General features: G+C 65.6%; 28 protein-coding genes. 9 read left to right on the forward strand and 19 right to left on the reverse strand.

Annotation, left to right across the window (positions count from 1 at the left end; translation table 11 throughout):
* The first annotated feature begins 179 nt into the window (after window positions 1-179).
* Together PI87_RS27290 and PI87_RS27295 are read left to right on the forward strand one after the other, a co-directional pair.
* Window positions 180-815: a LysE family translocator gene (locus PI87_RS27290; protein ID WP_039600886.1), complete on the forward strand. Its 636-nt coding sequence runs from the start codon at window positions 180-182 to the stop codon at window positions 813-815.
* Between the two features lie 33 nt (window positions 816-848).
* Entirely contained in the window at window positions 849-2,051 is a 1,203-nt protein-coding gene (locus PI87_RS27295) for a low temperature requirement protein A (RefSeq protein ID WP_039600887.1), read from the forward strand.
* 2 nt (window positions 2,052-2,053) lie between these two features.
* Here the strand turns inward: PI87_RS27295 and PI87_RS27300 are convergent, their stop codons facing one another.
* Entirely contained in the window at window positions 2,054-2,959 is a 906-nt protein-coding gene (locus PI87_RS27300; RefSeq protein WP_039600888.1) for a LysR substrate-binding domain-containing protein, read from the reverse strand.
* A 135-nt stretch (window positions 2,960-3,094) separates the two neighbouring features.
* Here PI87_RS27300 and PI87_RS27305 point away from each other — a divergent pair, with 135 nt between their 5' ends.
* From PI87_RS27305 to PI87_RS27320, 4 genes are all read left to right on the forward strand, one after another.
* Complete coding sequence (locus PI87_RS27305) at window positions 3,095-3,817, forward strand: glutathione S-transferase family protein (RefSeq protein WP_039600889.1); 723 nt, start codon at window positions 3,095-3,097, stop codon at window positions 3,815-3,817.
* A 147-nt stretch (window positions 3,818-3,964) separates the two neighbouring features.
* Entirely contained in the window at window positions 3,965-4,672 is a 708-nt protein-coding gene (locus PI87_RS27310; RefSeq protein WP_039600912.1) for a glutathione binding-like protein, read from the forward strand.
* 63 nt (window positions 4,673-4,735) lie between these two features.
* Window positions 4,736-5,917: an MFS transporter gene (locus tag PI87_RS27315; protein ID WP_039600890.1), complete on the forward strand. Its 1,182-nt coding sequence runs from the start codon at window positions 4,736-4,738 to the stop codon at window positions 5,915-5,917.
* Window positions 5,918-6,083: 166 nt separating this feature from the next.
* A complete protein-coding gene (locus tag PI87_RS27320) occupies window positions 6,084-7,049 on the forward strand; it encodes a hypothetical protein (protein WP_039600891.1) in 966 nt (321 codons plus the stop codon).
* An 81-nt stretch (window positions 7,050-7,130) separates the two neighbouring features.
* Here the strand turns inward: PI87_RS27320 and PI87_RS27325 are convergent, their stop codons facing one another.
* The 5 genes from PI87_RS27325 to PI87_RS27345 form a co-directional block, all read right to left on the reverse strand.
* A complete protein-coding gene (locus PI87_RS27325; RefSeq protein WP_039600892.1) occupies window positions 7,131-7,367 on the reverse strand; it encodes a hypothetical protein in 237 nt (78 codons plus the stop codon).
* Window positions 7,364-7,780, reverse strand: a complete 417-nt coding sequence (locus PI87_RS27330; RefSeq protein WP_039600893.1) for a VOC family protein — start codon at window positions 7,778-7,780, stop codon at window positions 7,364-7,366. The genes PI87_RS27325 and PI87_RS27330 overlap by 4 nt, the downstream gene beginning before the upstream one ends.
* The gene (locus PI87_RS27335) at window positions 7,780-8,292 is read right to left on the reverse strand and encodes a helix-turn-helix domain-containing protein (RefSeq protein WP_232314108.1); all 513 of its coding nucleotides are present in this window, start codon (window positions 8,290-8,292) and stop codon (window positions 7,780-7,782) included. Before PI87_RS27335 ends, PI87_RS27330 begins: the two co-directional genes overlap by 1 nt.
* On the reverse strand, window positions 8,289-9,095 hold the full coding sequence (locus PI87_RS27340) for a substrate-binding domain-containing protein (protein WP_039600894.1): 807 nt from the start codon (window positions 9,093-9,095) through the stop codon (window positions 8,289-8,291). Before PI87_RS27340 ends, PI87_RS27335 begins: the two co-directional genes overlap by 4 nt.
* Window positions 9,096-9,228: 133 nt before the next feature.
* The gene (locus tag PI87_RS27345) at window positions 9,229-10,437 is read right to left on the reverse strand and encodes an aminotransferase-like domain-containing protein (protein ID WP_039600895.1); all 1,209 of its coding nucleotides are present in this window, start codon (window positions 10,435-10,437) and stop codon (window positions 9,229-9,231) included.
* 135 nt (window positions 10,438-10,572) lie between these two features.
* Here PI87_RS27345 and PI87_RS27350 point away from each other — a divergent pair, with 135 nt between their 5' ends.
* On the forward strand, window positions 10,573-10,926 hold the full coding sequence (locus PI87_RS27350; protein WP_039600896.1) for a glyoxalase superfamily protein: 354 nt from the start codon (window positions 10,573-10,575) through the stop codon (window positions 10,924-10,926).
* Between the two features lie 62 nt (window positions 10,927-10,988).
* Here the strand turns inward: PI87_RS27350 and PI87_RS27355 are convergent, their stop codons facing one another.
* The 6 genes from PI87_RS27355 to PI87_RS27380 all read right to left on the reverse strand — a co-directional run bounded on the left by PI87_RS27355 (window position 10,989) and on the right by PI87_RS27380 (window position 15,456).
* Entirely contained in the window at window positions 10,989-11,180 is a 192-nt protein-coding gene (locus PI87_RS27355) for a hypothetical protein (protein ID WP_039600897.1), read from the reverse strand.
* 80 nt (window positions 11,181-11,260) lie between these two features.
* On the reverse strand, window positions 11,261-12,316 hold the full coding sequence (rtcA, locus tag PI87_RS27360) for an RNA 3'-terminal phosphate cyclase (protein ID WP_052321803.1): 1,056 nt from the start codon (window positions 12,314-12,316) through the stop codon (window positions 11,261-11,263).
* A 47-nt stretch (window positions 12,317-12,363) separates the two neighbouring features.
* Complete coding sequence (locus PI87_RS27365; protein WP_198139642.1) at window positions 12,364-13,173, reverse strand: nucleotidyltransferase domain-containing protein; 810 nt, start codon at window positions 13,171-13,173, stop codon at window positions 12,364-12,366.
* Between the two features lie 71 nt (window positions 13,174-13,244).
* Window positions 13,245-13,829: a hypothetical protein gene (locus PI87_RS27370; protein ID WP_232314109.1), complete on the reverse strand. Its 585-nt coding sequence runs from the start codon at window positions 13,827-13,829 to the stop codon at window positions 13,245-13,247.
* 5 nt (window positions 13,830-13,834) lie between these two features.
* Window positions 13,835-15,049 (reverse strand): RtcB family protein, encoded by a 1,215-nt coding sequence (locus PI87_RS27375; RefSeq protein ID WP_039600898.1) that lies wholly within the window; start codon window positions 15,047-15,049, stop codon window positions 13,835-13,837.
* A complete protein-coding gene (locus PI87_RS27380; protein WP_039600899.1) occupies window positions 15,046-15,456 on the reverse strand; it encodes a zinc-ribbon domain-containing protein in 411 nt (136 codons plus the stop codon). Before PI87_RS27380 ends, PI87_RS27375 begins: the two co-directional genes overlap by 4 nt.
* A gap of 194 nt (window positions 15,457-15,650) precedes the next feature.
* Between PI87_RS27380 and rtcR the strand changes: the two genes are divergently transcribed.
* Together rtcR and PI87_RS27390 are read left to right on the forward strand one after the other, a co-directional pair.
* Window positions 15,651-17,249 (forward strand): RNA repair transcriptional activator RtcR, encoded by a 1,599-nt coding sequence (gene rtcR, locus PI87_RS27385; RefSeq protein WP_039600900.1) that lies wholly within the window; start codon window positions 15,651-15,653, stop codon window positions 17,247-17,249.
* Between the two features lie 53 nt (window positions 17,250-17,302).
* Window positions 17,303-18,211, forward strand: coding sequence for a LysR family transcriptional regulator (locus PI87_RS27390; protein WP_039600901.1), 909 nt, complete (start codon window positions 17,303-17,305; stop codon window positions 18,209-18,211).
* 17 nt (window positions 18,212-18,228) lie between these two features.
* Here the strand turns inward: PI87_RS27390 and PI87_RS27395 are convergent, their stop codons facing one another.
* The 7 genes from PI87_RS27395 to glmS form a co-directional block, all read right to left on the reverse strand.
* Entirely contained in the window at window positions 18,229-19,032 is an 804-nt protein-coding gene (locus PI87_RS27395) for a glycine betaine ABC transporter substrate-binding protein (protein WP_039600902.1), read from the reverse strand.
* A gap of 6 nt (window positions 19,033-19,038) precedes the next feature.
* Window positions 19,039-20,052, reverse strand: a complete 1,014-nt coding sequence (locus PI87_RS27400; RefSeq protein ID WP_039600903.1) for a zinc-binding alcohol dehydrogenase family protein — start codon at window positions 20,050-20,052, stop codon at window positions 19,039-19,041.
* Between the two features lie 112 nt (window positions 20,053-20,164).
* The gene (locus PI87_RS27405; RefSeq protein ID WP_039600904.1) at window positions 20,165-20,926 is read right to left on the reverse strand and encodes a bestrophin-like domain; all 762 of its coding nucleotides are present in this window, start codon (window positions 20,924-20,926) and stop codon (window positions 20,165-20,167) included.
* Between the two features lie 67 nt (window positions 20,927-20,993).
* Window positions 20,994-21,905 carry a patatin-like phospholipase family protein gene (locus PI87_RS27410; protein WP_039600905.1) on the reverse strand — a complete coding sequence of 304 codons (912 nt, stop codon included), beginning with the start codon at window positions 21,903-21,905 and terminating at the stop codon, window positions 20,994-20,996.
* A 96-nt stretch (window positions 21,906-22,001) separates the two neighbouring features.
* The gene (locus PI87_RS27415; protein WP_039600906.1) at window positions 22,002-22,274 is read right to left on the reverse strand and encodes a DUF1145 domain-containing protein; all 273 of its coding nucleotides are present in this window, start codon (window positions 22,272-22,274) and stop codon (window positions 22,002-22,004) included.
* A gap of 154 nt (window positions 22,275-22,428) precedes the next feature.
* Window positions 22,429-23,403, reverse strand: a complete 975-nt coding sequence (locus PI87_RS28305; protein ID WP_198139643.1) for a DUF4189 domain-containing protein — start codon at window positions 23,401-23,403, stop codon at window positions 22,429-22,431.
* Window positions 23,404-23,755: 352 nt separating this feature from the next.
* The gene (gene glmS / locus PI87_RS27425; protein WP_039600907.1) at window positions 23,756-25,594 is read right to left on the reverse strand and encodes a glutamine--fructose-6-phosphate transaminase (isomerizing); all 1,839 of its coding nucleotides are present in this window, start codon (window positions 25,592-25,594) and stop codon (window positions 23,756-23,758) included.
* Window positions 25,595-25,664: the final 70 nt, after the last annotated feature.

A 25,664-nucleotide genomic window follows, 5' to 3' on the forward strand; every position in this document is an offset into this window, starting at 1 on the left:
TCGGGCGCGCCTTTCTTTTGCTTACTTTCTTTGGCAAGACAAAGAAAGTGAGTCGGCCCCGGCAGGGGCCGAAAGGGAGGCAAACCACCAACATCAAAACAAAAACCAAACGCCCCCCGTTTGACGCCCAAAAAATTTCATGGATAACTGTCAGCCCACCCCAAAAAAAGAGCCCCACCATGACCCTCCACACCTGGCTGGCCTTCATCGGTGCCAGCATCATCATCCTGCTCATTCCTGGCCCGACCATCCTGCTGGTGATTGGTGATTCGCTGGCCAACCGTGGCCGCTCGGCGTGGAGCACGGTAGCGGGCGTGGCCGCTGGCGATACCACCGCCATGGCCGTCTCGCTGGCTGGTGCCGGCGCCCTGCTCGCCGCCTCCGCCACGGCGTTCACGATGCTCAAGCTCATCGGCGGCTCGTACCTCGTCTATCTGGGCATCAAGTCCATCCTCAGCGCCCGCCGCCTGCGCGAGGACGCGCCGGAAGCCACCATCCCCGTGCAGCAAAAGTCCGCTGGCCGCCGCTTCCTGTCCGCCTGGACGGTCACCGCGCTGAACCCCAAGAGCATCGTCTTCTTCGTCGCCTTCGTGCCGCAGTTCATGTCGGCCGACCAGACCTTCCTGTCGCAAAGCGTGATCCTGCTGCCGACCTTCGTGTGCCTGGCCGCCGCCAACGCATCGATGTACGCCTTGGCCGCCAAGCTGCTCGCCAAGCGCCTGACCAGCGTGGCCGCGCAACGCCGCTTCGGCTACACCGGCGGCGCGGTGATGGTGGGCGCGGGCACGCTTACGCTCGGCATGCAATCCGCCTGATCGCAGAACCGCCACACACGCGAAGGACCCACGATGCACCGCAGCTACCTCCGCGCCGCACCCGCCACATCCAACGGGGGGCACGGCCACCACCGCGTCACAAACATCGAGCTGTTCTTCGATCTGGTGTTCGTGTTTGCGGTGACGCAGCTCTCACACCTGCTGATCGGCAACTTCACGCTCGAAGGCGGTGCGCAGGCGCTGCTGCTGATGCTGGCGGTGTGGTGGGTATGGATCTTCACCTCGTGGGTCACCAACTGGCTGGACCCCGAGAAGCTCGCCATCCGCATCCTGATGCTGGTGCTGATGACGGCGGGGCTGCTGCTCTCTGCGTCGCTGCCGCAGGCGTTCGGCTCGCGCGGGCTGGCGTTTGCGCTGGCCTACGTGTTCATGCAGTTCGGGCGCACGTTGTTCTTCCTGTGGGCCGTGCGCCATGAATCGCTCGGCATGCGGCGCAACTTCCAGCGCATCGGCGTGTGGCTGGGCATCTCGGCGGTGCTGTGGCTGGTGGGCGGGCTGTCCGACGTACCGGTGCGTTGGGTGTGCTGGATCGTCGCGCTGGCCATCGAGTGGCTCGGCCCCTCCATGGGCTTCTACACACCGGGCATCGGCCGTTCGACCACCGACGACTGGAACGTGGAAGGCGGCCACATGGCCGAGCGCTGCTCGCTGTTCATCATCATCGCGCTGGGCGAATCGGTGCTGGTGACGGGTTCGATGTTTGCCGGGCTCGACTGGAACGCCGCCAACATCGCGGCGATGGCGATGTCGTTCATCGGCAGCCTGGCGATGTGGTGGCTGTACTTCGACACGATTGCCGAACGCGGCGCACACACCATCTCGCATTCGGCCGATCCGGGGCGTCTGGCGCGCCTGGCCTACACCTACATCCACGTGCTGCTCGTGGCGGGGATCATCGTGGGTGCGGTGGCTGACGAGTTTGTGCTGGCGCATCCGGTGGGCCACCCGCATACGGGCGCCGCACTGGCGGTACTGGGCAGCGCAGGGCTGTATCTGCTGGGCAACCTGCTGTTCAAGTGGGCGATCTTCGGGCGGGTGCGCCCGGCGCATTTCGTCGGGTTGGCCGTGCTTGGCGCGATCTGGCTGGTGACGGACGCGCTGCCCGCGCTCGCCGTGTCGGCATTGGCGACGGGCGTGCTGTGTGCCACCGCGGCGTGGGAGGGGTACGCGCGCTCATGCGAGACGCCAGAGCCCGCGCAGGCGCACGGGCACTGAGCTCAGCCGCCGCGCTGGCGCGACAGCGCCTCGGCCAGAAACTCCACCGTTGCACGCACCGAAGGCAACTGTCCGCGCCGGTGCGCGATCAGCAGGGTGGTCATCATGCCGCGCCCCTGCCAGTCGCTCAGCACGCGCTTGAGTCTGCCCGCTTCGATGGCGGTGGCACACAGCCCGTGGGGCAGGCAGGCAATGCCCAAACCCGATTCCGCCGCACGCAGCAAGGTCATCGGCTCGTTGGCAAAGAAGCGGCCAATGGGGCGCACCTCGATCTTTTCATCGGCGTCATTGTGCAGGTGCCAGCCGTCCGGTTTCGGCACGAACTCAGTCAGCAGGCCATCATGCCCGGCGAGGTCTTCTGGCCGGCGGGGCTTGCCACGCGCCTTCAGGTACGTGGGCGACGCCACGAGATAGAAGGGCTCAAGCCCCACGCGCCGCTGCACCAGTTCTGAGTCCGGCAACGGCGCTGCATGGTCGCGAATGGCAATGTCAAAGCCCTCCTGCACGAGATCGACATAGCGGTCTGTCGCGTGCAGCGCTACCTGCAGCCTGGGGTGTCGGCGGGCCAGTTCGGGCAGCACCTCGGCTAGCGCGAGCTGCGCGGTCGTCACGGATGCCGTGATGCGCACCACGCCGGCCGGCTCTACCAGCAGGCCCTTGACGACGTTCTCGGCAGCTTCGGCCTCGATCAGCATGGCGGACGCGTGGCGGTGGAAGGCCTGCCCCGTCTCGGTCGGCACAAAGCTGCGCGAAGTGCGCTGGATCAGGCGCACGCCCAGATGGGCTTCGAGCATCGCCACGCGCTTGCTCAGCGTGGACTTGGGCACGCCCAGTACGCGTGCCGCGGCCGCGAATCCGCCGTGGTCCACCACCTTCACGAACACGGAGAGGTCATTGAGATTGAGCATCGGCCAAGCACATCGTCTACGAATATGGACGATGAGTCTACGATCGACCGGCTACTGCTTCAACGTCTACGTCTTTATCTTTTGCGCATCGCCCCAGCACACCGCTCTGGGGCGGAACTCAACAAGGATGAAGATATGAAACCCGTTCTTTTCTATGGTGTGCCGCAAGGCTGTTCGCTGGGCAGCGTCATCGCGCTGGAATGGCTAGGCGTGCCGTACCAGCTCACGCGCATCGAGATGATGCAGCACCCGTGGCCGGCGCTGTTTGCTCGCATCAACCCGCTGAACCTGACGCCCGCATACCTGACGGAAGACAATCGCGTCATCAACGAAAGCACCGCGATCCTGCTGCACTTGGCCGCACAGAAGGACCACAAGCTCGGTTACCCCCAGGGCACGCCCGAATACGACCGCCTGAATCAAACGCTGGCCTACCTGAACACCGAGTTCTTCTGGGCGTTCAGCCCCCTGTGGATCGCCTACGAAATGGAAGCCGATCCACCCAAGCAAGCCATGCTGCGCGAGCAGGGCCAGGCGCGCGTGGCCAAGGCCTGCCGTTATCTCGATACGCTGCTGGCTGAGCGCGAATGGATCGACGGAGGCGCTAAACGCACCGTGGCCGATGCGTACTTCGTTGCACTGGCGCGCTGGGCCGAGTACCACAAGGCGCTGAGCGTGGACGCATATCCGAACCTGCATCGGCACCTGCAAAAACTGCGTACCGATCCAGCGGTCGCCTTCGCACATGCCATCGAGAATGAAGCACCCGCGCAAACCGCCGGCGGCTTCCTCGGCCACATCAGCCTGGATGCGCTGGAGCCGCGCCTACCCAAGCCCGCAGGACTCCAGGCCGCCTGAGGCCAATCGCGCCCCGTGGGCGGGTGGCGCGGAGGTCGGCTCGTCGCCGCAAATTGGCCACCTAAAATTGGCAATTTGTGGTCATTACAAAAGGCCACTCGTGCACCTAATCTGTCAACCAACATGACAGAACACGAGGGCCTCACCATGATCGACCTCTACTATTGCGCCACCCCCAACGGCCTGAAGATGGCGCTGTTCTTTGCCGAGACCGGCCTGCCGCACCGCGTCATCCCCGTCGATATCAGCCGGGGTGACCAGTTCAAGCCTGCGTTCCTGGCCATCTCGCCCAACAACAAGATCCCGGCAATGGTCGATCACAATCCGGCCGAAGGCACCGAGCCCGTGGCGCTGTTCGAATCGGGCGCGATGCTGCTCTACCTGGCCGAGAAGACCGGTCAACTGATGCCCACCGACCTGCACGGCCGCATGGAAGTGCTCAAGTGGCTGTTCTGGCAGGTGGGCGGCCTGGGCCCGATGGCCGGGCAGATCGGCCACTTCAACGTGTATGCGCCCGAGCGCGTGCCCTACGCCATCGAGCGCTACACCAAAGAGACCAACCGCCTGTATGGCGTGCTCGACCGCCGCCTGGCCGATCGCCCGTACATTGCCGGCAACGACTACACGATTGCCGACATCGCGATCTACCCGTGGATCGTGCCGCACGCCGGACACGGGCAGGACCTGAACGACTTCCCGCACCTGCAACGCTGGTTCGAGGCGGTCAGCGCGCGCCCGGCCACCGAGCGTGCCTACGCCGGTGTCGAGCGCGCCTACTCGCGCCGCCGCGAAGACATCTCCGACGACGAGCGCGCCGTGCTATTCGGCCAGACCGCCGACACCACTGCGCGCTAGTCCCCTGCGGAGCCACATGCTCCGCCTCCCTTTTTCGCTTTCCTCTTCTGACAGGAGCCGACCATGCCGGCATCGCTGTGGTGGTTGTGCCTGGGCGCGTTCGCCATCGGCACCGAAGGATTCATGATTGCCGGCCTGCTGCCGGTGCTGGCCGCAGACCTGGGCGTGAGCGTGCCGGCGGCGGGGCAGCTCGTCACCGTGTTTGCCGTGACGTACGCCGTGGGCTCACCGGTCATGGCGACGCTGCTCGGCAACGTCGACCGGCGCCGCGTGCTGATCGGCGCGCTGGCGATCTTTGCGGCGGGCAACCTGTTGGCGGCCAGCGCGCACGGCTTCGGGCAATTGATGGCGGCGCGCGTGCTGCTGGCACTGGCCGCAGGCGTGTTCCTGCCGACGGCCAATGCGGTGGCGACCTCGCTGGTGCCGGCGGCGCGCAGCGGCACGGCGCTCGCCATCATCACGGGCGGCGGCACAGTGGCGGTGGCATTGGGCGTGCCGCTGGGCGCGTGGATTGCCGCCCAGGGCGACTGGCGTGCGACCTTCGTGGCGTGCGGCGTACTGTCCGCGCTAGCCACGGCAGGCCTGGCCTTCGGCTTGCCGCGTGCCTTGCCGCACAGCGTGACCACGCTGGCGCAACGCCTGAGCGTGGCGCGCCGACCCGGCATGCTGGGCGCGCTGGCGGTATCGGCGCTGTGGGCAGCGGGCGGCTTCACGTTCTATACGTACGTCGCGCCGTTCTTCGTGCAGGGCCTGGGCTTTGCGCCGCAGCACGTGGGCATCGTGTTGTTCCTGGTCGGCAGCTTTGCGGCGCTGGGCACCGGCCTGGGCGGGCACATGACCGATCGCGCGGGCGTGGCCCGTGTGCTGGCCGTGAGCAGCGCGGGGATCGTGCTGGCGTTCTCAGTCCTGTCGTTGACGGTACAGACACTGCATGGCGCCACGGCAGCCGCCATTGCTATCGGCGCGGTTGTGCTGTGGGGCATGGCGGGCTGGGGCTTCGGGCCGGCACAGGCGACGCGGCTGATCCGCCTGGCGCCCGACGTGTCGCCGATCACGCTGTCGCTGCATGCGTCTGCGGTGTATGTGGGGATTGCGCTGGGGTCGAGCGTGGGCGCGCTGGCACTGGCCCACGGCGGACCGGGCATGCTGGGCTGGGCGGCAGCGGGTTGCCATGTGGTGGCGGTGGTGCTGTGGCGCAGGGGTGGGCGACACGAAGTCTCACAAGCCGACGCACAGACCGCCTAGCGCAACAGCCCCCGAGCCCTTGAAACCGCGCTTCGGGGGGTATCCGCAGATCACATTGTTTCCTTATCATCCGCTTTCGACCAGCTGCGGCACCGGCGGGAGCGGATGACGCCCCCGAGGTGTACCTGCAGGTCTCCAACAACAACATCTTCAGGGGGTAGTAACAATGGGACTGCGTCAACTCGCCGTCCGGGCCGCACTCGGCCTGACCATTGCCGCGCTGGCCGGCTGTGCCAGCTTCCGTCACACCGAACCATTCCCGGCCGAACAGAAGCAGGTAACGGTGAGCCTCGATAAAGAGCCGCCGTCCAAGTGGGATCTGCCACTCGGCATCTATGCGGTGCCCAACACCCGGCTCTACATCAGCGGACACCAGGCGGGCCTGGGTGTCGGCATGGCCTTTGGTCTGCTCGGCGTGATCGCCGCAGACTCCATCAACAGCGCTCGCGCGCAAAGCCGCGCAGGCGATACCTCTGCCGCGACAGCGTACGACATGCTGGCCCAGGCCGATACGCTGCTGCAAGCCAAGCTGAAAGCGGACGAGAACAAGGCGTTGACGGCCGGCACCGGTGGCACACACCTAAGCGTGCAGCCTTTCGGCGTGCTGACCTACGTGAACGACAACGATGTTCGTCCGTACGTCGTCCTCAAGACCAAGCTGGTGGATGCCGGTGGCAAGCCACTGTGGGAGACCCAGTACATCGCAGCCAGCGCAGACGTCAAACCGCTGTCGGGCGATACGGGCTGGCTGTCCCAGCAGGCCCAGCCGCTGCGCGACATGCTGCAGTCAACGCTCGATCGCAGCCTGACGGTCATGCTGCGCGATGTGGCAGGCAACAACCTGCGCAACCCGGCCAAGGCCGTGCTGGTCACGGGCGATTACGCTTACCTGCAGCGCAAGGTCATCGTCAAAGGCAACCTCGTGCTCGACGAACCCGACTACCTGGCCTTTACACCCAAGCTGGGTGACGTGATGGTGTTCTCGGGCGTCAACATCTTCGAGCGCAAGTCTGTCGACATTCGCGAAGCCAAGGACACCGACGCCGTATTTGCCGTCGTGCCAGCGCCCGAAGAAGAGGTCAAGCGTGTTCAAGGGCCAGCCCCGCGCACGCCGTTCACGATGCAGCAGTAAGCCAGCGCCACATTTCGGGTTCAGGGCTCGGCGCGCCGACGTCAAGTTGGCACGCCGGACTCAGGGCTCGACACGCAAGCCTCAAACCCGCGCGACCGGCGCTTCACAGCCGGCGCGCCCAGCACGCCGATCCCAGTACGGCAACACAAACATCACCACCCCCGTGATCAACAACAACGCCAGCGGCAACAGCGGCGCATAGGTGATCCACGCAGGCGGCGTACCCCGCGTCATGGCAACAAAGTTGGCGATGACCGTGAGCGTGAAGGCCATCGACACCCAGCGGTGAAACTGACGGATTCCATGGCGGGCGCTCATTTCGCACCTCCGGCGGCCTGGATCATCTTCCAGCCATTGCCGGCCGGGTCACGAAAGCCCGCATCGACGCTGCCGAAACGCTCGACCGGTTCCTGCGTGAACTCCACACCGCGCTCACGCAGTTGCGCATAGGTGGCGCGGCAGTCGACCACGGTCAGCACCAGCGGCGGCATCGCGCCCTTGGCGACCATGGCGCGCAGCGTCTGCGCGGTGACTTCGTCGTGGATGGGCGGGCCGGGCTGGAACAGGCCAAGCTGGAACGACGGCTGCTCCGGATGCTGCACCGTCAGCCACCGGTACGGGCCGTTGCGCACATCGGTATGCACACGAAAACCCAGCTTGTCGACATAGAACGCCAGCGCCGCATCCTGGTCGTCCACATACAGCCCGACTACGTTGATCCCTTGGCTCATCACCGCTCCTTTTTGTTGGTGGGTGACGGATTTGTACCCTCCGCCAACTGGCGGCGCTTCTCCGAAACTGCTGTCGTGAGATCGGGCCGCTGCGCCGCCTTCAGCACACAGGCGGGAACAAGGTCGAGCTGTTGCGCGGCGGCCGCAGCCTGTGCCTCGCGGCGCAGAGCGCTCGGGCTCTGCCCGGTGATGTCGCGAAAGATGCGGCCGAAGGTGCCCAGGCTCTCCCACCCAGTGGCATAGGCGATTTCGATGATGGGCAAGTCGGTGTCGCGCAGCAGGGTGGTGGCCTGCTCGATGCGGCGCGTGAGCAGGTAGCGGTGCGGCGGAATGCCGAAAGCCTGCTTGAACGAGCGCGCGAAATGCGCCTCCGACACGCCACTCACTTCGGCCAGCCGCTTGACCGGCCAATCCTCGTGCGAGGCAGCGTCCATCCGATCCTTCGCGCGCAGCAGGCGGCGCAACAGCGCCGGGTCTTGCTGCGCGTCGATCGGCGTGTCCGGCACGCTCACCGAACGGCCTCGGGCTGGCGCGACGGCTCCATGCCGCTCTTCTCCACCGCCGGTGCCGCCTCCGGTGACGCCAGGTAGCGGATCAGCTCGCGCGCCGCCTTCGGGTGCACCGCATTGACGGGAATGCCCGCCGCAAACACCGTCACCTTTTGCAGCGGCTCGGGAATCTTGCCGACAAAGTCCACGCCCGCCACGGGCAGCAGCTCGCTCACCTGCTGGAAGCCGATGGCGTATTCGCCGCTGGCCACCACGGTGCCCACGGGAATCTTCTCGATCTTGCGGGCCTTACCGCGCATCTGGTCCTCAATGCCCAGGCGCTTGAACAGCGTGGTCTCGATATAGACGCCGCTGGCGCTGTCGGAATACGCCACCGACTTGGCCTGCAGCAGCGTGTTGCGCAGGGCAGCCTCCGTGCTGATGTCGGGCTTGGGCGCACCCGCCTTCACCACCATGCCGATGCGTGATTCGGCCAATGGCACACGGCTGGCGGGGTCCACCAGGCCTTTCTGGATCAGGCCATCGAGCGCTTCGCCCACCATGATGAGCACATCGGCCTGTTCGCCGCGCGCCAGGCGATTCGGGATCGCCTCAGGCGAGGCGCCCATCGACGGCCCCCAGGCGGTGGTGAGGGTATTGCCCGTGGCCTTCTCGTACCCTGGCGCGAGCGCCTTGTAGGCCGCAGTGAAGCCACCGGAATTCATCACGCGCACTTCGTCCGCACTGGCGGCGGGCGACAGAAAACCCAGCGACAGTGCGCCGAGCGCGAAGACAACATGGCGGAGCAAGCGAGGCAGGTGCTGCATGGCGGGGGTCTCCTGTGCTTTCTTTTTGGAGCCGCCAGCTTACCGCGTGCGTGAGGCGATTGCCTCGGGAGGGAGGTGGGTGGAGCACGCCGGCATCAACGCCCGCGCACTCCACCTGTTACCGATCAGGAGGTCAGGCGATCGGCAGTTCGCGGATGGCGCCAGCCAGTTTGCCGATGCCCTCTTCCACCTGGGCGAGCGACGAGGTGGCATACGACAGACGCAGCGTCGAGCGATCCGGATCCACCGCGTAGAACGCTGCACCCGGCACGAAGGCCACGCCGCGCTCGATGGCGATCTTGGCTACGTCTGCAGCATTGCGGCCCGGCAGGCGGCCCCACAGGAACATGCCGCCACGCGGGCGGTTGAAAGTCAGTTCGCTCTCGGGCAGCAGCGCGCGCAGGCCATTGGCCATGGCGTGTGCACGCTCGGCGTAGGCAGCGCGCGTGCGCGGCAGCACCGTCTCCAGGCGATTGCTGCGCAGGTAGGCCGCCGCCGTGGCCTGTGCAAACGTGGAGGTGTGCGCGTCGGCAAACTGCTTGACCATGACGGCGTTGCCCAGGAGCAGCGACGGGGCAATCATCCAGCCCACGCGCAACCCCGGCGCCACCACCTTCGACAGGCTGCCCAGGTAGACCACGCGGCCCTGCGCACCCTCGATCTGCTGGGACAGCGCGTACAGCGACGGCGGCGGCGGTGCGTCGAAGTACAGCTCGCCGTACGGATCGTCCTCAACGATCAGCAGGTTGTGGCGCACGGCCAGTTGCAGCAGACGCTGACGGCGCTCCAGGCTCATCAGCGCGCCGTTGGGGTTGCCGAAGTTGGGGATCACGTAGAGGAATTTGGGACGGGTGTTGGCAAGCGTCTTTTCCAGCGCGTCGACGTCCAGGCCGTCTGCGTCGGTCGGCACGCCGGCCACCTTGGCGCCGTACAGCTTGAATGCCTGGATGGCGGCCAGGAAAGTCGGCGCCTCCACCAACACCGTGTCGCCCTCGCCGATCAGCACCTTGCCCAGCAGGTCCAGGCCTTGCTGCGAACCGGTGGTGACGAGGATGTCGGTGTTGACGACGGTGGCGCCGCGCGTCTTCATCAGCGTGACGATGGCCTCGCGCAGGGGCTCGAAGCCTTCGGTGGCGCCGTACTGCAGCGCGCGGGCGGCGTCGGCGGTGAGTGCGCTGTCTGCGGCGGCCTTCAGGCCTTCCACGTCAAACAGTGCCGAATCCGGAAAGCCGCCGGCAAACGAGATCAGGCCCGGCTTGCCGAGCACCTTGAAGAGTTCGCGGATGGCGGAGGTTTCAACGTTTTGCAGGCGCGGGGCCAGCAGCGATTGCAGGAAATCCATGACGGGCGTGTCTCTATATGGTTCGAGTGCCCGCCACTTTACGTGATGTGCGACCGCCCTGCATGCGAACACCGCGTCACAGCGATGGCTAAAATGCCGCAGTCCAGTTCCGTCCACCCACACCAGGAGCGCAGCATGGCCGTCCGACGCATCGTCCCCAACCTGCATGCCACCGACCCGGCGCGCGCCCGCGCGTTCTATGCCGAGCTGCTCGGCCTGGACGTGGTGATGGACCACGGCTGGATCGTCACCTTTGCCGACACCAGCAACACGATGACGCCGCAGATCAGCATCGCCAGCGAAGGCGGCGCGGGCACGCCGGTGCCGGCCTTGTCGGTGGAAGTGGATGACGTGGAAGCAGTGCATGCACGCGCCCTCTCACTCGGCCTGGAGATCGTCTACCCGCTCGTCGATGAGCCGTGGGGCGTGCGGCGCTTTTATGTGCGCGATCCGTTCGGGAACGTGGTCAACATCCTCGCGCACCAGTAGTCACGACACCCACACGAAAACGCCCGCATGTCGGCAGACGATGCGGGCGTTGAGGTGCTGCGTTACTTCGATGTGGCCTTCGGCTTGTGCTTGCCCTTGTGCGTCTTGTGCGCCTTGGGCTTCTTGTCGACGATGCGCGTGATGCCGCCGATGGCGGGCGGGTCACTGGCCGGGAAAGTGCCTTCCACGGCCTGCTCGATCAACGCCTCGCGCTTGTGGGCGTGCGGGTGCTTCTCCTTCTTACCGCGTTGCATGGTGGGCTCCGGTTGGCGTGGATTCAACAAGCCACGCGAATGCCGTGCCTGCCTTCGCCCATCCGCCAGCCCACGGGCCGTCAAAGCACGCGCACCAGCACCGGGGCGCCAGGTCCGACGGTTTCCACATCAAACGCCGTCGGCAGGAACTTCCCGATCACGCTGAGGTTGGTCAGCAGATGCGACGAAGCCGCCACGGCAGTGAGGCTGCCAGCACCGGCCAGTGCCATCGGCAAGACCAGTTGATCGGCCAGGTATTCGTCCACCGCCGCCGTGCTTTGCAGGTAGCGCAGCGCTGCGTGAGCAACATCCTTGCCGATCGTCTCAGCCGTCACGCCGCGTTCACCGAAACCGGTCAGCACTTCGGTGACGTGCTCGTGCACGATGTCGAGCACCAGCGCATTGCCGGGGCCTTCCGCGTTGCCGAGATCACGCACGGTGCCTTCGACACCAGGCACGAGGCAGTCCAGCATATCCAGCTCGCGCCGCGCCACGCTGCCGCGCACACCGGCCACGATGCCCTCGGCACGCAGCGCCTGCTGCGCACCGCGCTCGGTCAGATGCAATGCACGCAGCGGGCTCGTGCACGGCGTGACCGTCGCCACTACCTCGCCGCCGCCTGCCGGGTAGAAGCCGTGGCGCTTGAGCGCAAGCGTCTGCGTCACGCCCATGTGCGCCACCAGCGGCAGCCACGCGCGGATGAGGAAGTCGACCGGCGGCGCGGCCCGGTTGTGCGTACCGCCGCTCACCGACACGGTGCTCGGCGCATCGGCAAACCACAGTGCGGGCAGGATGGTCTGCAGCACCAGCGTGCAGCTGCCGGCCGTGCCGATGGCGAAACGGTAGTCACCACCGCGGATGGTGCCCGGCGTGAAGCGCAGCGTCTGCGAGCCCGCTTCTGCGCCTTCCACGGTGGCGCCGCTGATCTCCGCTGCGGCCTGCACCGCCGTCAGGTGCTGACGTAGCAGGCCGGGCTTGGAACGTTTGGCGCGGATGTTCTCGATCTGGAACGGCGTACCGGTCAACATCGAGAGCGTGAGGGCCGTGCGCAGGATTTGTCCGCCGCCCTCCCCCTGCGCGCCATCGAGTTCGATGCAGGTGGCGGGTTGCGATTGCAACTGCAATTGGGTGTTCATGGTTTGTTTTTCTTGTTCGCTTGCGCACCCGCTTGGTGGGGTACGCGTCAGGTTGTACAGGGTGTGCGCGTCAGCACTGTGTCGTAGAGGAACGCGTCCAATGCTGTCGGGTTACCCGTTGGCTGGCGGAAATCTGCTGGCACGTCTTCCTGCGCCAAGGCCTGTTCGATAAAGGCATGGATACGCGGAAAACGCGCGCCGTATTCGGCCTCGCCAGATTCCATCTTGATCGCCAGCAACTGGTTGATCTCGTCGCGCAATGCGGCGTCTTTCACCATCACGTCAGCCAGATCGGCAAAGCGCATCGGCGGGATGCCGCGTCCTTCGTCAATCCACTGTGCGGCCAGCAGCGGACGCAGCACGTACAGGTACTTCTTCATGCGCACAGTCTTGCCCTGCAGATAGCCGCGAAAGTTCTTCGCCGCCATCGACACGTAGTGCCAACGGCCCTTGCGCTCGGAGAAGAACGTCGGCGCCAGCATGCGCATGCGCGCAGCCAGCGCTGCGTCCTGGCGATACACCACGGGCGACGCGAGCCACTCCAGCAACGTCGGGTTGGAGCGGTGCATGAGTTGCAGCGCCTTGCGCAGCTCCCAGCCGGAGATATCCAGCTCATCGCTGATCGGCAGTTCGATCACATCGCGCTCTGGCTCGACGCGCAGGTACCACTCGGGCTGATGCACGTAGACGAAGCGCACGTCGTAGTCGCTGTCGGGCGAGGCGAAGCCCCAGCCGCGGCTGCCGGATTCACACGCGAACAGCACGCGCACGTCGTGCCGGTCTTCAATCTGCGCCAGCTCGGCGAGCACGCGCTCGCGGATGGCGTCGGAAACGGGATGCGAGTAGAGAAACGTCACGATGATTCGGTCGTTCTTGTTCTGGAGATCGGCACACCGCGCTGAACGAACCAAGCCTGAGCGCCCTCCGTTCAGTCGGTGGCGCTGGCGGCCAGCGCACACAGCGTGCGGTGCCTGGGGTTATACACGGTCAGGCACCAGATGCCCCACCATTCCTTGCCTTCGTCGAAGTAGTTACTCCAGGTGCTGCGGGCCGGTTCTTCATCAGCGTTTCCGACCCAGTCGAACACCTCGACATCGTCATTCGGCAACAGGTGCAGCATCGCCAGCCATGCCTGGAAATCCCCTGCATGCAATGTCGTACGGTAGGGCGGATCGAGGAAGGCTTGCTCCAGTGCGCCACCCGGTTCGGCCAGCCCGAGCACCTCGCTCTGGCTGAGTCTGCGCGGGCTGGCATCTGCCAGGTTGACCTCCAGCACCGGCCATGGGTACGAGGCGTACTGCGGATGTTGCGCGACCACGTTCGCCCGGTACTGCTGCGTCGCGCGATCGTGTTCCTCGAACAAACGTACCAGCGCCTGACGATGCGCCACCTCGTCCGGCGTGGCGCCGTCCACCAAGCGCAAGCACACGAAGTCGAAGACACCGCCGGCGTGCTGCCAACGCCGTCGGGCGTCTTCGGTGCTGTCGTTGTCCAAACCTTCCAGCACGCGCATTCGACTCACCCCTTCACACACACCACCTGACGCAGCGTATGCACGATCTCCACCAGATCCGCCTGCGCAGCCATCACATGGTCGATGTCCTTGTACGCCATCGGGATCTCGTCGATCACGTCAGCGTCCTTGCGGCATTCCACGTGGGCCGTGGCGCGAATCTGGTCATCGACCGTGAAACGCTTCTTGGCCTGCGTGCGGCTCATCGTACGGCCCGCACCGTGGCTGCACGAGCAGAAGGCCTCTTCGTTACCCAGCCCGCGCACGATGAAGCTCTTCGCGCCCATCGAACCCGGAATGATCCCGAGCTGCCCCTTCTGTGCTGACACTGCGCCCTTACGCGTCACCAGCACGTCGCGCCCGAAGTGGGTTTCGCGCTGCACGTAGTTGTGGTGACAGTTCACCGCTTCCACGTCCGCCGCGAACGGCTTGGTGATGACCTTGCGCGCGGCCGCGATCACGTTCTGCATCATCGTGGCGCGGTTACGGCGCGCGTAATCCTGCGCCCAGCCGACAGCTTCGACGTAGTCGTCAAAGTGCTGGCTGCCTTCTTCAAAGTACGCCAGATCGCGGTCCGGCAGGTTGGCGATGTGCTGTCGCATATCGGCCTGTGCGAGTTCAATGAACAGGTTGCCGATGGCGTTCCCCACCCCGCGCGAACCCGAGTGCAGCATGAACCAGACGCGCTGCTCTTCATCCAGGCAGACCTCGATGAAGTGGTTACCCGTACCCAGCGTTCCCAGGTGCTTGTGGTTGTTCGTCTTGTTCAGCTTCGGATACTTCTCGGTGATGTGCTTGAAGCCGTCGACCAACTCGCCCCACATCGCATCCACGGTTTCCGGCGGCGTGTTCCAGGCGCCTTTATCGCGTGCTCCTTGCGTACGACCGTGCGGCACGGCTGTCTCAATGGCGCTACGCAGACCATGCAGGTTGTCCGGCAGGTCAGCGGCCGTCAACGTCGTGCGCGCAGCCATCATTCCGCAGCCGATATCCACACCCACCGCCGCCGGGATGATCGCGCCCTGCGTCGGGATTACGCTGCCGATGGTCGACCCCTTACCGAGGTGCACGTCCGGCATCACCGCCAGGTGCTTGAAGATGAACGGCATCTTGGCCGTGTTCATCAGCTGCTTGCGGGCGTCGTCTTCTACCGGCACGCCGTTGGTCCACAGCTTGATGTCGGCGCCGTGATCGACGTGGAGGGTGTTGTACGTACTCATGATGCGTTGATTCCTTTGTTGTTGTTGTCGTTGTTCTTCTTGCTGACCGTGTGCCCACTGCGTCGTGTCACGCGACATGGCTTGCAGCGGATGGCGATCGAATCGATGTAGCCCTTGGCGGTTTCATACCACCATTTCTGCTGCGCGGCGGTCCAGACCTCGTGCTTTCCGCAATCGACGCAGGCGTACCACTGATCGACGTAGTAGCCATGCTGCGCGAGGCGGGGCAGACCGGAGCCGTAACTGTTGTGCGGTGCCAGTTGCGACACATCCACCGGCAAGCTACCGCGTGGCGGAGGCGGAGGCGGCACCAGCGCCGGTGCCCGCAGGCAGGCAATCTTTGCCCGTTCTCGCCGCGCCTGGCGCCGCGCCATGATGGCGGCGCGCTTCTGCTTACCGCTAATCATGGTGCGCTCCTGGTTAGCTGGACATACTGTCTAGTGCAATGGGTGTGCCAGGTCACCCCCAGCCAGACGCACCTCGATCTATCTCATTGATTTTATTTAATTTACAAGAGACCAACGCAGATGTAGGCACGCCAAATTTCCTGAAAATCCGATCTATTGATATATTGATTTATCTTTTTGGATAAAGCATCAGGATGCGCAAAACCGTCGCCATCGGCTTCGTCGGCACTACGCTCGACTATGTGGGCAAGGGCGCCCAGCGCTGGGAACGCTGGCGGCCGACCGTCGGCCTGTGCCAGCAGGACGACCTTGTCATCCACCGGCTGGAACTGCTGCACGACGCGCGCAGCCGCGGTCTGTTCGAGCGCCTGCGTGCGGACATCGCCGCCGTGTCGCCCGAAACCGAGGTGCGCAGCGTCGAAGTCACGCTGCGCGACCCGTGGGACTTTGAAGAGGTCTACAGCACGCTGCACGACTTCACGCGCGGCTATGCCTTCGACACCGAGGCCGAGGACTACCTCATCCACATCACCACCGGCACGCACGTCGCGCAGATCTGCTGGTTCCTGCTGGCCGAGGCGCGCTACCTGCCGGCGCAGTTGATCCAAACCGCGCCGCCGCGCAAGAAGGAACTCGGCAACACGACCGGCAGCTACAGCGTCATCGATCTGGACCTCTCGCGCTACGACAAGATCGCCACGCGCTTTGCGCGCGAGCGCGAAGACACGGTCTCGCTGCTGAAGTCGGGCATTGCCACGCGCAACCCGGCGTTCAACCGGATGATCGAGCAGATCGAGCGCGTGGCGTCGCGCTCCAAGGCGCCGATGTTGCTGTTCGGGCCAACCGGCGCGGGCAAGTCGTTCCTCGCGCGTCGCGTGTACGAGATGAAGAAGGCGCGCCATCAATTGGCCGGCCGCTTTGTCGAAGTGAACTGCGCCACGCTGCGCGGCGACAGCGCGATGTCTGCGCTCTTCGGTCATGTGAAGGGCGCCTTCACCGGCGCGCAGACCGAACGCGCGGGCCTGCTGCGCAGCGCGGATGGCGGCCTGCTGTTCCTGGACGAGATCGGTGAACTGGGCCTGGACGAGCAGGCCATGCTGCTCAAGGCCATCGAAGAAAAGCGCTTCCTGCCCTTCGGCAGCGACCGCGAGGTGGAGAGCGATTTCCAACTCATCGCCGGCACGGTGCGCGACCTGCGCCAGTGGGTGGCCGAGGGGCGCTTTCGCGAAGACTTATATGCGCGGATCAACCTGTGGACCTTCGACCTGCCCGGCCTGGCCGATCGCCCGGAAGACCTCGAGCCAAACCTCGATTTCGAACTGGCGCGCTTTGCCCGCGAGCATGGCGAACAGGTGCGCTTTCACACCGAGGCGCGACGCATCTACCTGAAGTTCGTCACTTCGCCGCAGGCACGCTGGACGGGCAACTTCCGCGAGTTGTCAGCCTCCATCACGCGGCTGGCGACGCTGGCCGAAGGCGGGCGCATTACCGAAGCCAATGTGGCAGACGAGATCGCCCGCCTGCAGCGCACGTGGGCCGAACCCGATTCGGCGGGCGAAGATGGCGCACTCGCTGATCTGCTCGGTGACGAGATCGCCTCGATCGACCTGTTCGACCGCATGCAACTGGAGAACGTGATTGCCACGTGTCGGGAATCGGCATCGCTCTCCGATGCCGGGCGGCGGCTGTTTGACGTCTCGCGCACCGAGAAGGCCAAGGTGAATGACGCAGACCGGCTGCGCAAATACCTCGCGCGGTTCGGGCTGGATTGGGCGGCGGTGCGCGCAAGCTAGGCGCTCGGTAAGATGCCGTCCATCCTTCGCTCCTTCAATCGACGCCACCCGAGATGATCCGCCTCGATGACCTCACCATCTTTGTGCTGGCCGTGGACAACGGCAGCCTGTCGGCGGCGGCGCGCGTACTGAACATTGCACCGGCGGCGGCCAGCGCGGCAGTCAAGCGGCTGGAGGCCGAACTTGGCGCGCGGCTGCTGGCGCGCTCCACGCGCAGCCTCGCGCTCACGCAGGAAGGCGAGCGCTACCTGGCGCATGCGCGGCGCGCGCTGGCCGACCTGCAGGCCGGGCAGGATTCACTCGCGCTCGGGCGACAGGCCATTGGCGGCGATGTGTCGCTGTCCATCCCGTCGGACCTCGGGCGCAGCGTACTGGCTGGTTGGCTGGACGACTTCCTCGCCGAGCACCCGGCGGTGGCACTGCAGGTGCGCATTGGTGACCGGCTGGTCGACATGTTCCGCCAGCGCGTCGATGCCGTGGTGCGCTACGGCGAGCCGGAGGATTCCTCACTGGTGGCGCTGCCGCTGGCGCCCGACAACCGCCGCGTGCTGTGCGCCGCGCCCGCGTACTTCGCACGGCACGGTGTGCCCAAGACGCCCGATGATCTGCGCCAGCACAACTGCCTGCGGCTGGCGCTGTCCGACACCACGCACGACCAGTGGACGTTTCATCGTGACGATGCACCGCACGTCGTGCGCGTGACCGGCAACCGCATCGCCGACGACGGTGAGCTCGTGCGCCGCTGGGCCGTTGCCGGCCACGGCATCGCGTACAAGTCACGCCTGGATGTGCTGACCGACCTGCGCGCCGGCCGACTGCAAGCGGTGCTGACCGACTGGCAAGGCGAGGCCGCGCCGCTGCACCTGATCTGCACGCACCGGCTGGCGCTATCACCCACGCTGATGCGGCTGCGCGATTTTCTGCAGGAACGCATCGCGGGCTACTTGGCCGACACGCCGTAAGGCACGGCGGCCGCCGGCTACGCGGCCAGATGCGCACTGCGCGCCAGATAGCGCTGCGCCGCTTCAAGCGATGCACGCCCTTCACGCACGATCTCAAAATCGAGCCGCGTGACCTCGGCATTGCCAGGCGAGAGCGCGCGCAGTGCCTGCACAGCAGCCGCCGGCAAGCGTTCCCGCGCCGAAGCGCGCAGCAGCAGCGTCGCCTCGTCCATGCCGCGCAGCAGGCCGCGCGGTTCGGCCAGCGGGCGGATGTGATGGGTCCAGTGCAGGTATTGCGGTTGCCACAGCGGTACGACGGCCCAGCGCTGTTCGCGCACGGCGTGCTCGAAGGCCGACACGCAATCGTCCAGGCTGCCGTTCTCGAAGTGATAGCCGTGCGCGGCCAGCCCGTAAGCGTCGATGATCTCGCGCGAGAACCGTGAGATGCCCGCGCCCGGACCAATGCCCTGGATGCGTTTGACCATGCGCGCGGCCACGTCGTGGCGGGCCAGGTCCGCCACGCTCGATACGCGATCCGCGGGCACGTACTCCGGCACGCCCCAGAGCGCGAACGGTGTGTACAGCACGCACACCCGCTCGAACGGATCCGCCATGGCATCGACATAGACACCGTGGCTGCCCGGCAACCAGGCGGCGCACAGCAGATCGGCCTCGCCGTCGCGGAACATCCGGAAGGCCTCCTCATGCGGGCGACAGGCTTCCGTCACATGGACACCGTGTCGTTCGAGCACGGCACGCACGATACCGGCAGCCGCGTGGTGAAACGAAAGGTCGATCGTGGCCAGCCTGACTGCGGGCTGTGTAGATGTCGTCACGCGCATCTCCGCTCAGAACCCTTCCAGCACGATCTTGCCGCGCGCCTGATTGCTTTCGATCAGGGCGTGCGCGCGCTTGAGGTTGGCTGCGTTGATGACGCCAAAATGCTCGCTCATGGTCGAGCGCAGCGTGCCGTCGTCGATCATCCCCGCCACGCGGTTGAGCAGGTGGTGCTGCTCGATCTGATCGTCCGTGGCGAACATCGAACGCGTGTACATGAACTCCCAGTGCAGCGACACGCTCTTCGCCTTGAGCTTGCGCACGTCGAGCTGCGCCGGATCATCGATCAATGCGAGACAGCCCTGCGGCTTGAGCGCCTCGACGATCTGCTCGAAGTGGTGCTCGGTCTGGTTCAGGCTGGCCACGTAGTCGACAGCAGGCACGCCGATGCGGCGCAACTCGGCCGCCAGCGGCTGCATGTGGTTGATCACGTGGTGCGCGCCAAGCTCGCGCACCCAGTCAGCCGTCTCCGGTCGCGAGGCGGTGCCAATCACGGTCAGGCCAGTCAGCTGGCGCGCGAGCTGCACAAGGATCGACCCCACGCCGCCCGCTGCGCCGACGATCAGCAGCGTCTTGCCGCTGGGCGTATCTGCCTGCGGCACCTGCAGCCGGTCAAACAGCAGCTCCCACGCGGTGATGGCCGTGAGCGGCAGCGCAGCCGCCTGCGCAAACCCGAGCGTGACCGGCATCTTGCCGACGATGCGCTCGTCCACCACGTGCAGTTCGCTGTTGGTGCCGGCGCGTTGCAGGGCACCGGCGTACCAAACCACATCGCCAGGCTTGAAGAGCGACACCTCGGCGCCCACGGCACGCACAACGCCGGCTGCATCCCAGCCCAGCACGCGCGGCTGGCTGTCCACCGGTGGCATGCCGGCACGGACCTTCACGTCGACCGGATTGACGGAGACCGCACGCACCTCCACGAGCAGGTCGTGCGGGCCGGGCGTGGGGTCGGGCAAGGTCAGGTCGACGAGCGCATTGGGCGCGTCGATGGGCAGGCTTTCGTAGTAGGCAATGGCTTTCATGATGGGCTTCCGGTGGGAATGGATGACCGCATCATGGGCGCGCAGTACGCGGGGAAACAGCCGCGCCAGGCAGATTCAGTTTCAACGCCAAACGGAAAATCCCGCCTGCCCGTCAATGCTGCATGGAAGCGGCCAGGGTCTTGAGGTTGACCGGATCGACATGGACAAACCCGCCGCGCGGGCTGTCGATGTCGGCAATCAGCATGAACGACAGTGCCAGCACTAAAGGCAACAGCAGTTGCAGCACCCCGCGCATGCGTGCGCTGCGCGTGCCATAGCCGACCATGAAGGTGCCGCACGCCCCCACCATGAACAGCAGCACCCAGGCTGCCACGGGAATGCGGTTGCGCCACGCAGCCTGGGTATAGCCCTGCGCGTTGAGCACATCGTTCATGCCGCTCACGGCCAGCGCAACGATGGGCGTGGGTTGCGCGGCTGCAGGCCCAAGCACCGCAGCCCACAAGGCGTCTTGCTGACGCGAGGTTGCCGCCTCGAGTGCGGGCAGTTGCTTGGCGTCGTGACTGCTGTAGAGCTGGATGCGCAAGTCCACGTATTTCGCCAGCAAGCCACGCAGGTTGGCGGCATCGGCAGCGGGCAGCAGGCTGGCACGCGCGTACTCGGTGCCAATGGCGTTGGCCTCTTCCTCTTCGTAGTTCTTGCGCGTGTCGTAACGGCTGATGGCCATCGAAAACGTGAAACCGATCATCAGGCCGAGCAGTGTGAGCGTGGCCGCCTGAATCACGTCAAAGTCTTGGTGCGTGCTGCCATCCAGCGTGCGGCGCTTCGATACCGTCGAGCCGATACGTGCAGCCGCCGCCAGCACGAATAGCGCCATGATGAATACCTCGATCGGATGATCGATCACCACGCCCATAAGCCCTCCAATGCCGTATTTGTGACGGCGTCAGCATACGGCATCTAACGTCAAGACAGGCTCGGCGTCAGGCGGTGGGCATGGAGTGGGGGTCGGCGCTGCAGCTCAGGTGGTCTTCGTCGTGGTGGTGCTCACGCAGCGCGCCGGGAATGCCGGTTCCGGCCAAGCCGTCGGCGGCCAGCCACGCAGCGGTGGCGGCGGCCGCACGGTCGATCAACTCGCCACAGCGGGCGTAGTCATAGGGCGAGACGTCCAGCGGGCACAGCGGCGGCACCACGGCAATCGGCACCTGCCCCGCCCAGCGCTCCAGGTCCTGCACAAGTTGGCGCGCGACCAGCAGTGACAGCGCATTGAGGGCATGCTCGATGGCGCTGCGCGGGGCGCGCCGGTCTGCGCACGCATAGCCGGCGGGCAGCACGACCACGCGTGTAGCGCCCAGGCGGATGGCGGCGGAGATCGGCGTGTTGTTGGCGACACCGCCGTCGATCAGCAACCGATCGCCCACGCGCACGGGCGGAAACACGCCCGGAATGGCGGCACTGGCCAGCACAGCCTGCACGATCTGGCCAGAAGACAGCACCACCTCGGCGCCGGTCTGCATGTCGGTGGCCACCACGTACAACGGCAGCGCTGCCGTCTCCAGCATGGTTTGTGCAAAATGCCGCGTCAGCAGCCGCGCCAGGCCGGAAGCGTCGACCAGATGCGCACGCCGGCCGCCCAGCATGCCGAACATGGTGCGCCACGACCACGGCATCACATCGGCGCGACGCACACTGCGCCAGAGCGCCTCCAGTTGCGCCGTGCCCGCGGCATGCGGGTTGCAAGCGAAGAAAGCGGCATTGATGGCGCCGGCCGAAGCGCCGATCACCATGTCCGGGATCACGCCCGAGGCCACCAGCTCGCGCAGCATGCCGGCCTCGATGGCGCCCAGGCTGCCACCGCCGGCAAAGACAAACGCTGTTCGCTCCGCTCTGTCCATGATCGATGCTGCGCCGCAACAAAGCCGGGGCGCTGAGGGGATGACTCGATCAGAGTAGACCGCGACGGCGGTCGCGGCTAGGCGGACGAGAGGCGATCAGCGTGCGTTTCGGGCGGCATCCGCCATCGGCTTCCAGTGCAGGAAGCCAAACAGCAACGTCAGCAGCACACTGTCGAACAACGGCCCCTTGTGCAGCGCAATCTTCCGGAAGCAGAACAGCACTTCCAGCACATGCGCGGCCAGCAGCACCAGGGCCGCGATGCGCACGCCGTAGATGACGTCTGGCGCGAGCGGCAGCGGCGTGACATAGCTGCCCAGTGCCACGCCATACACGACGAGCAACAGCACCTTGTTGAGGAAATAGAACACGGCAGAGTCTCCGGGAAATCAGCAGTGGCCGCGTCCATGGTCAAACGCAGCAAGCGCATCCTGAGCGTGCGCGACGGCAGGATACCGGCCTACTGCGCACACCTGGGCGCTTTAAACGCCGACACGCCACTCGACCAGCGCGCGGCGCATCACCCTACTGCTTGGCCACGTCCGGATTGGCCGTTGGATAACGCCGGCCCGAGCAGCGCACCATGGCCCTGCAGGTACCGTACTTGCCGGCGCATTGTGCCTGCGCAGCCGCCTTTGCTGCTGCCGGCTCGATGTTCAGGGCCGTCTCAAGCGGGTGCCCTTTTTCGGGACCCCAGGCAAAGCCCGCACAGGTGTTCTTGAAGGCCTGCGCGACCTTGCAGTCCGGGCAATCGGACGCCGCCAGCGTTTCTGCGGCTTTCTGGTTGGGCTGGTTGTAGCTGCTGTGGATGTCTGTCCCGTTGTAGACGATGGCACCCCAGTAGTCGCGCGTGTCCATCCGCTCCGACAACGCAACCGGGTCAGACGCCAGACGCATCGCCTCGGCCGTATCCTGCTTCTTGCGCGCCCAATCCGGACCATACAGGATCGGCATCACGCTCAGAAAGCTCAGCCCCTGCGGTGACGGCACGGCGCCATAGATGACGGGAGGTTCCATCAACTCGCAACGGCCGACACGGCTTTGCTGGTTGCACTTCGCGAAGGCCGGCTGGATCGTGTCACCGCTATAGGGGTCTTCAGCGCTGAAGAACTGCCCCGCGCCGTCCTGTACGACGGTCACGCTGCCATGCACGGTTGTCACCAGCTCACACGACTTGCCGCCCTTCCCCGTGCAGGCCTTGAGCGCCGCCGCCGCTGCGGACTCGCGGCTGAACTCCGCATAGATGGTGTAGCCGTTCTGCGTAGCCCGGTCATAGGCGACCGCACCATAGGTGCCCGGCGCAGGGCCGTTGTAGTTCGTCTCGGGGTACGGATTGCCGCGTCGGGCCGGTGCGTTGTTGTAGCCGGGAATCGGCGCACAGCCCGTGAACCCCTGCCCCTGAATTGGGTAGAGCCCGTCCGGGCAGGATCCGCCCTCGGCATGCGCAGGCAGACGCAAGAGCACGGCACAGACGATCAGGATCAGGCGGAGAGACTTCATCGCGATGGTCATGGAAGAGCCTTCCCGGCGTACGATGTCCGGTGCGATTGATGGTGTTGGGTGGGAGGCGCAAGGCCGCCAGTGCTCACCGCGACCCGCGAAGACCACGGGCGGAATCTGATTGCCCCGGCAGCGCCGAATGAATATATACCGATCTATCTACCTTCACCAGATTCGTCGCAGACGATGCAGCGCACGTCGAAGCGCCGCCTCTGGATTGTTTTTGTTTCTCAATAAGCGACCAGGTGGCGCGCCCCGCTGGGAAGCTGAAGATGGAGCAATTGAATAAAAACGGGAGCCGGCGCTTTGCAGCGGCGGCTCCCGTTTCTGGGGCAGTAGATGGTCAGGGCGTTTATTCCACCGTCACCGACTTCGCCAGGTTACGCGGCTTATCCACATCGGTGCCACGCGCCAGCGCCGTGTGATACGCCAGCAGCTGCAGCGGCACCACGTGCAGGATCGGCGAGAGCTGGCCGTAATGCTCGGGCATGCGGATCACCTGGATGCCATCGCTCGACTGGATGTGCGTATCGGCATCGGCAAACACGTACAGCTTGCCGCCGCGCGCGCGCACTTCCTGAATGTTCGACTTGAGCTTTTCGAGCAGCGTGTCGTTCGGGGCCACCGTCACCACCGGCATCTGGTCAGTCACCAGGGCCAGCGGGCCGTGTTTGAGCTCGCCGGCAGGGTAGGCCTCGGCGTGGATGTACGAGATTTCCTTGAGCTTGAGCGCGCCTTCCAGAGCGATCGGGTAGTGCAGGCCACGGCCCAGGAACAGCGCGTTCTCGCGGCGGGCAAATTCTTCCGACCACGCAATGATCTGCGGCTCCAGCGCCAGCACCGCGTTCAGTGCCGACGGCAGGTGGCGCAGGTGGCGCAGTGCGTCTTCTTCCTGCGCGTCATTCAGGTGGCCGCGCAGCTTGGCAAACGTCAGGGCCAGCATGTACAGGGCGGCCAGTTGCGTGGTGAACGCCTTGGTGGAGGCCACGCCAATCTCGGTGCCCGCGCGCGTGAGGAACTTGAGTTCGGTCTCGCGCACCATGGCGCTGGTCGCCACGTTGCAGATGGCCAGCGTGTGCGTGTGGCCCAGTTCGCGTGCGTGGCGCAGTGCGGCCAGCGTGTCGGCGGTCTCGCCCGATTGCGAGATCACGACCACCAGCGCGTTCGGGTTGGGCACCGTCTCGCGGTAGCGGTATTCGCTGGCGACTTCCACCTGCGTCGGGATCTTGGCGACCGACTCCAGCCAGTACTTGGCGGTGCAGCCCGAGTAGTAGCTCGTGCCGCAGGCCAGGATCAGCACGCTGTCGACCTTGGGCAGCACCTCAGCCGCACGCGGGCCGAACAGGTCAGGGCCAAAGCCCTGAATGCCTTCCAGCGTGTCACCCAGGGCGCGCGGCTGCTCGAAAATTTCCTTCTGCATGAAGTGGCGGAACGGCCCCAGCTCCACCGCGGCAGCATAGCCACCGACTTCCTTCACTTCACGCTCGACGATGTGGTCGTGCGCGTCGGCCACGGTAAAGCCCTCGCGCGTGATCTCCACCACATCGCCTTCTTCCAGATAGGCCATGCGGCCGGCGGTGCCCGCCACGGCCAGCGCGTCGGAGGCGAGGAACGTTTCGTTCTCGCCAATCGCCACCACCAGCGGCGAGCCGGCGCGTGCACCCACCACCACGTCGGGGTTGTCGCGGGCGAACACGGCAATGGCGTAGGCGCCGTGCAGGCGCTTGACCGAGGCGCGCACCGAGGCAAACAGGTTGCCGCGCGTGGCGCTGCTCGGGTACGTATAGGCCTGGTGGATCAGGTGGGCGACCACCTCGGTGTCGGTCTGCGATTCAAAGCCGTAGCCAACGGCCTTAAGCTCGTCGCGCAGCGCTTCGTAGTTCTCGATGATGCCGTTGTGCACCAGGGCGATGGTGTCGCCCGAGAAGTGCGGGTGGGCGTTGACGGTATCCGGCTTGCCGTGCGTGGCCCAGCGCGTGTGGGCGATGCCGATGGCGCCGTCCAGGTGGCTGGTCTGTGCCTGGGTGTCCAGGTCGGCCACGCGCGACACGGTGCGCGCGCGCTCGAGTTGGCCGTCGCGCTGCACGGCGACGCCGCAGGAGTCATAGCCGCGGTATTCCAGGCGGCGCAGGCCTTCGATCAGGACGGGAACGATATTGCGCGTGGAAACCGCGCCGACGATACCGCACATGTTGATTTCTCCGGTTTGAGCGTAATGCTTCGTGCACCGCGCTCGGACTGCATTGTTTCAGTATCGATGC

The organism is Ralstonia sp. A12, from assembly GCF_000801955.1.
Classification (GTDB): domain Bacteria; phylum Pseudomonadota; class Gammaproteobacteria; order Burkholderiales; family Burkholderiaceae; genus Ralstonia.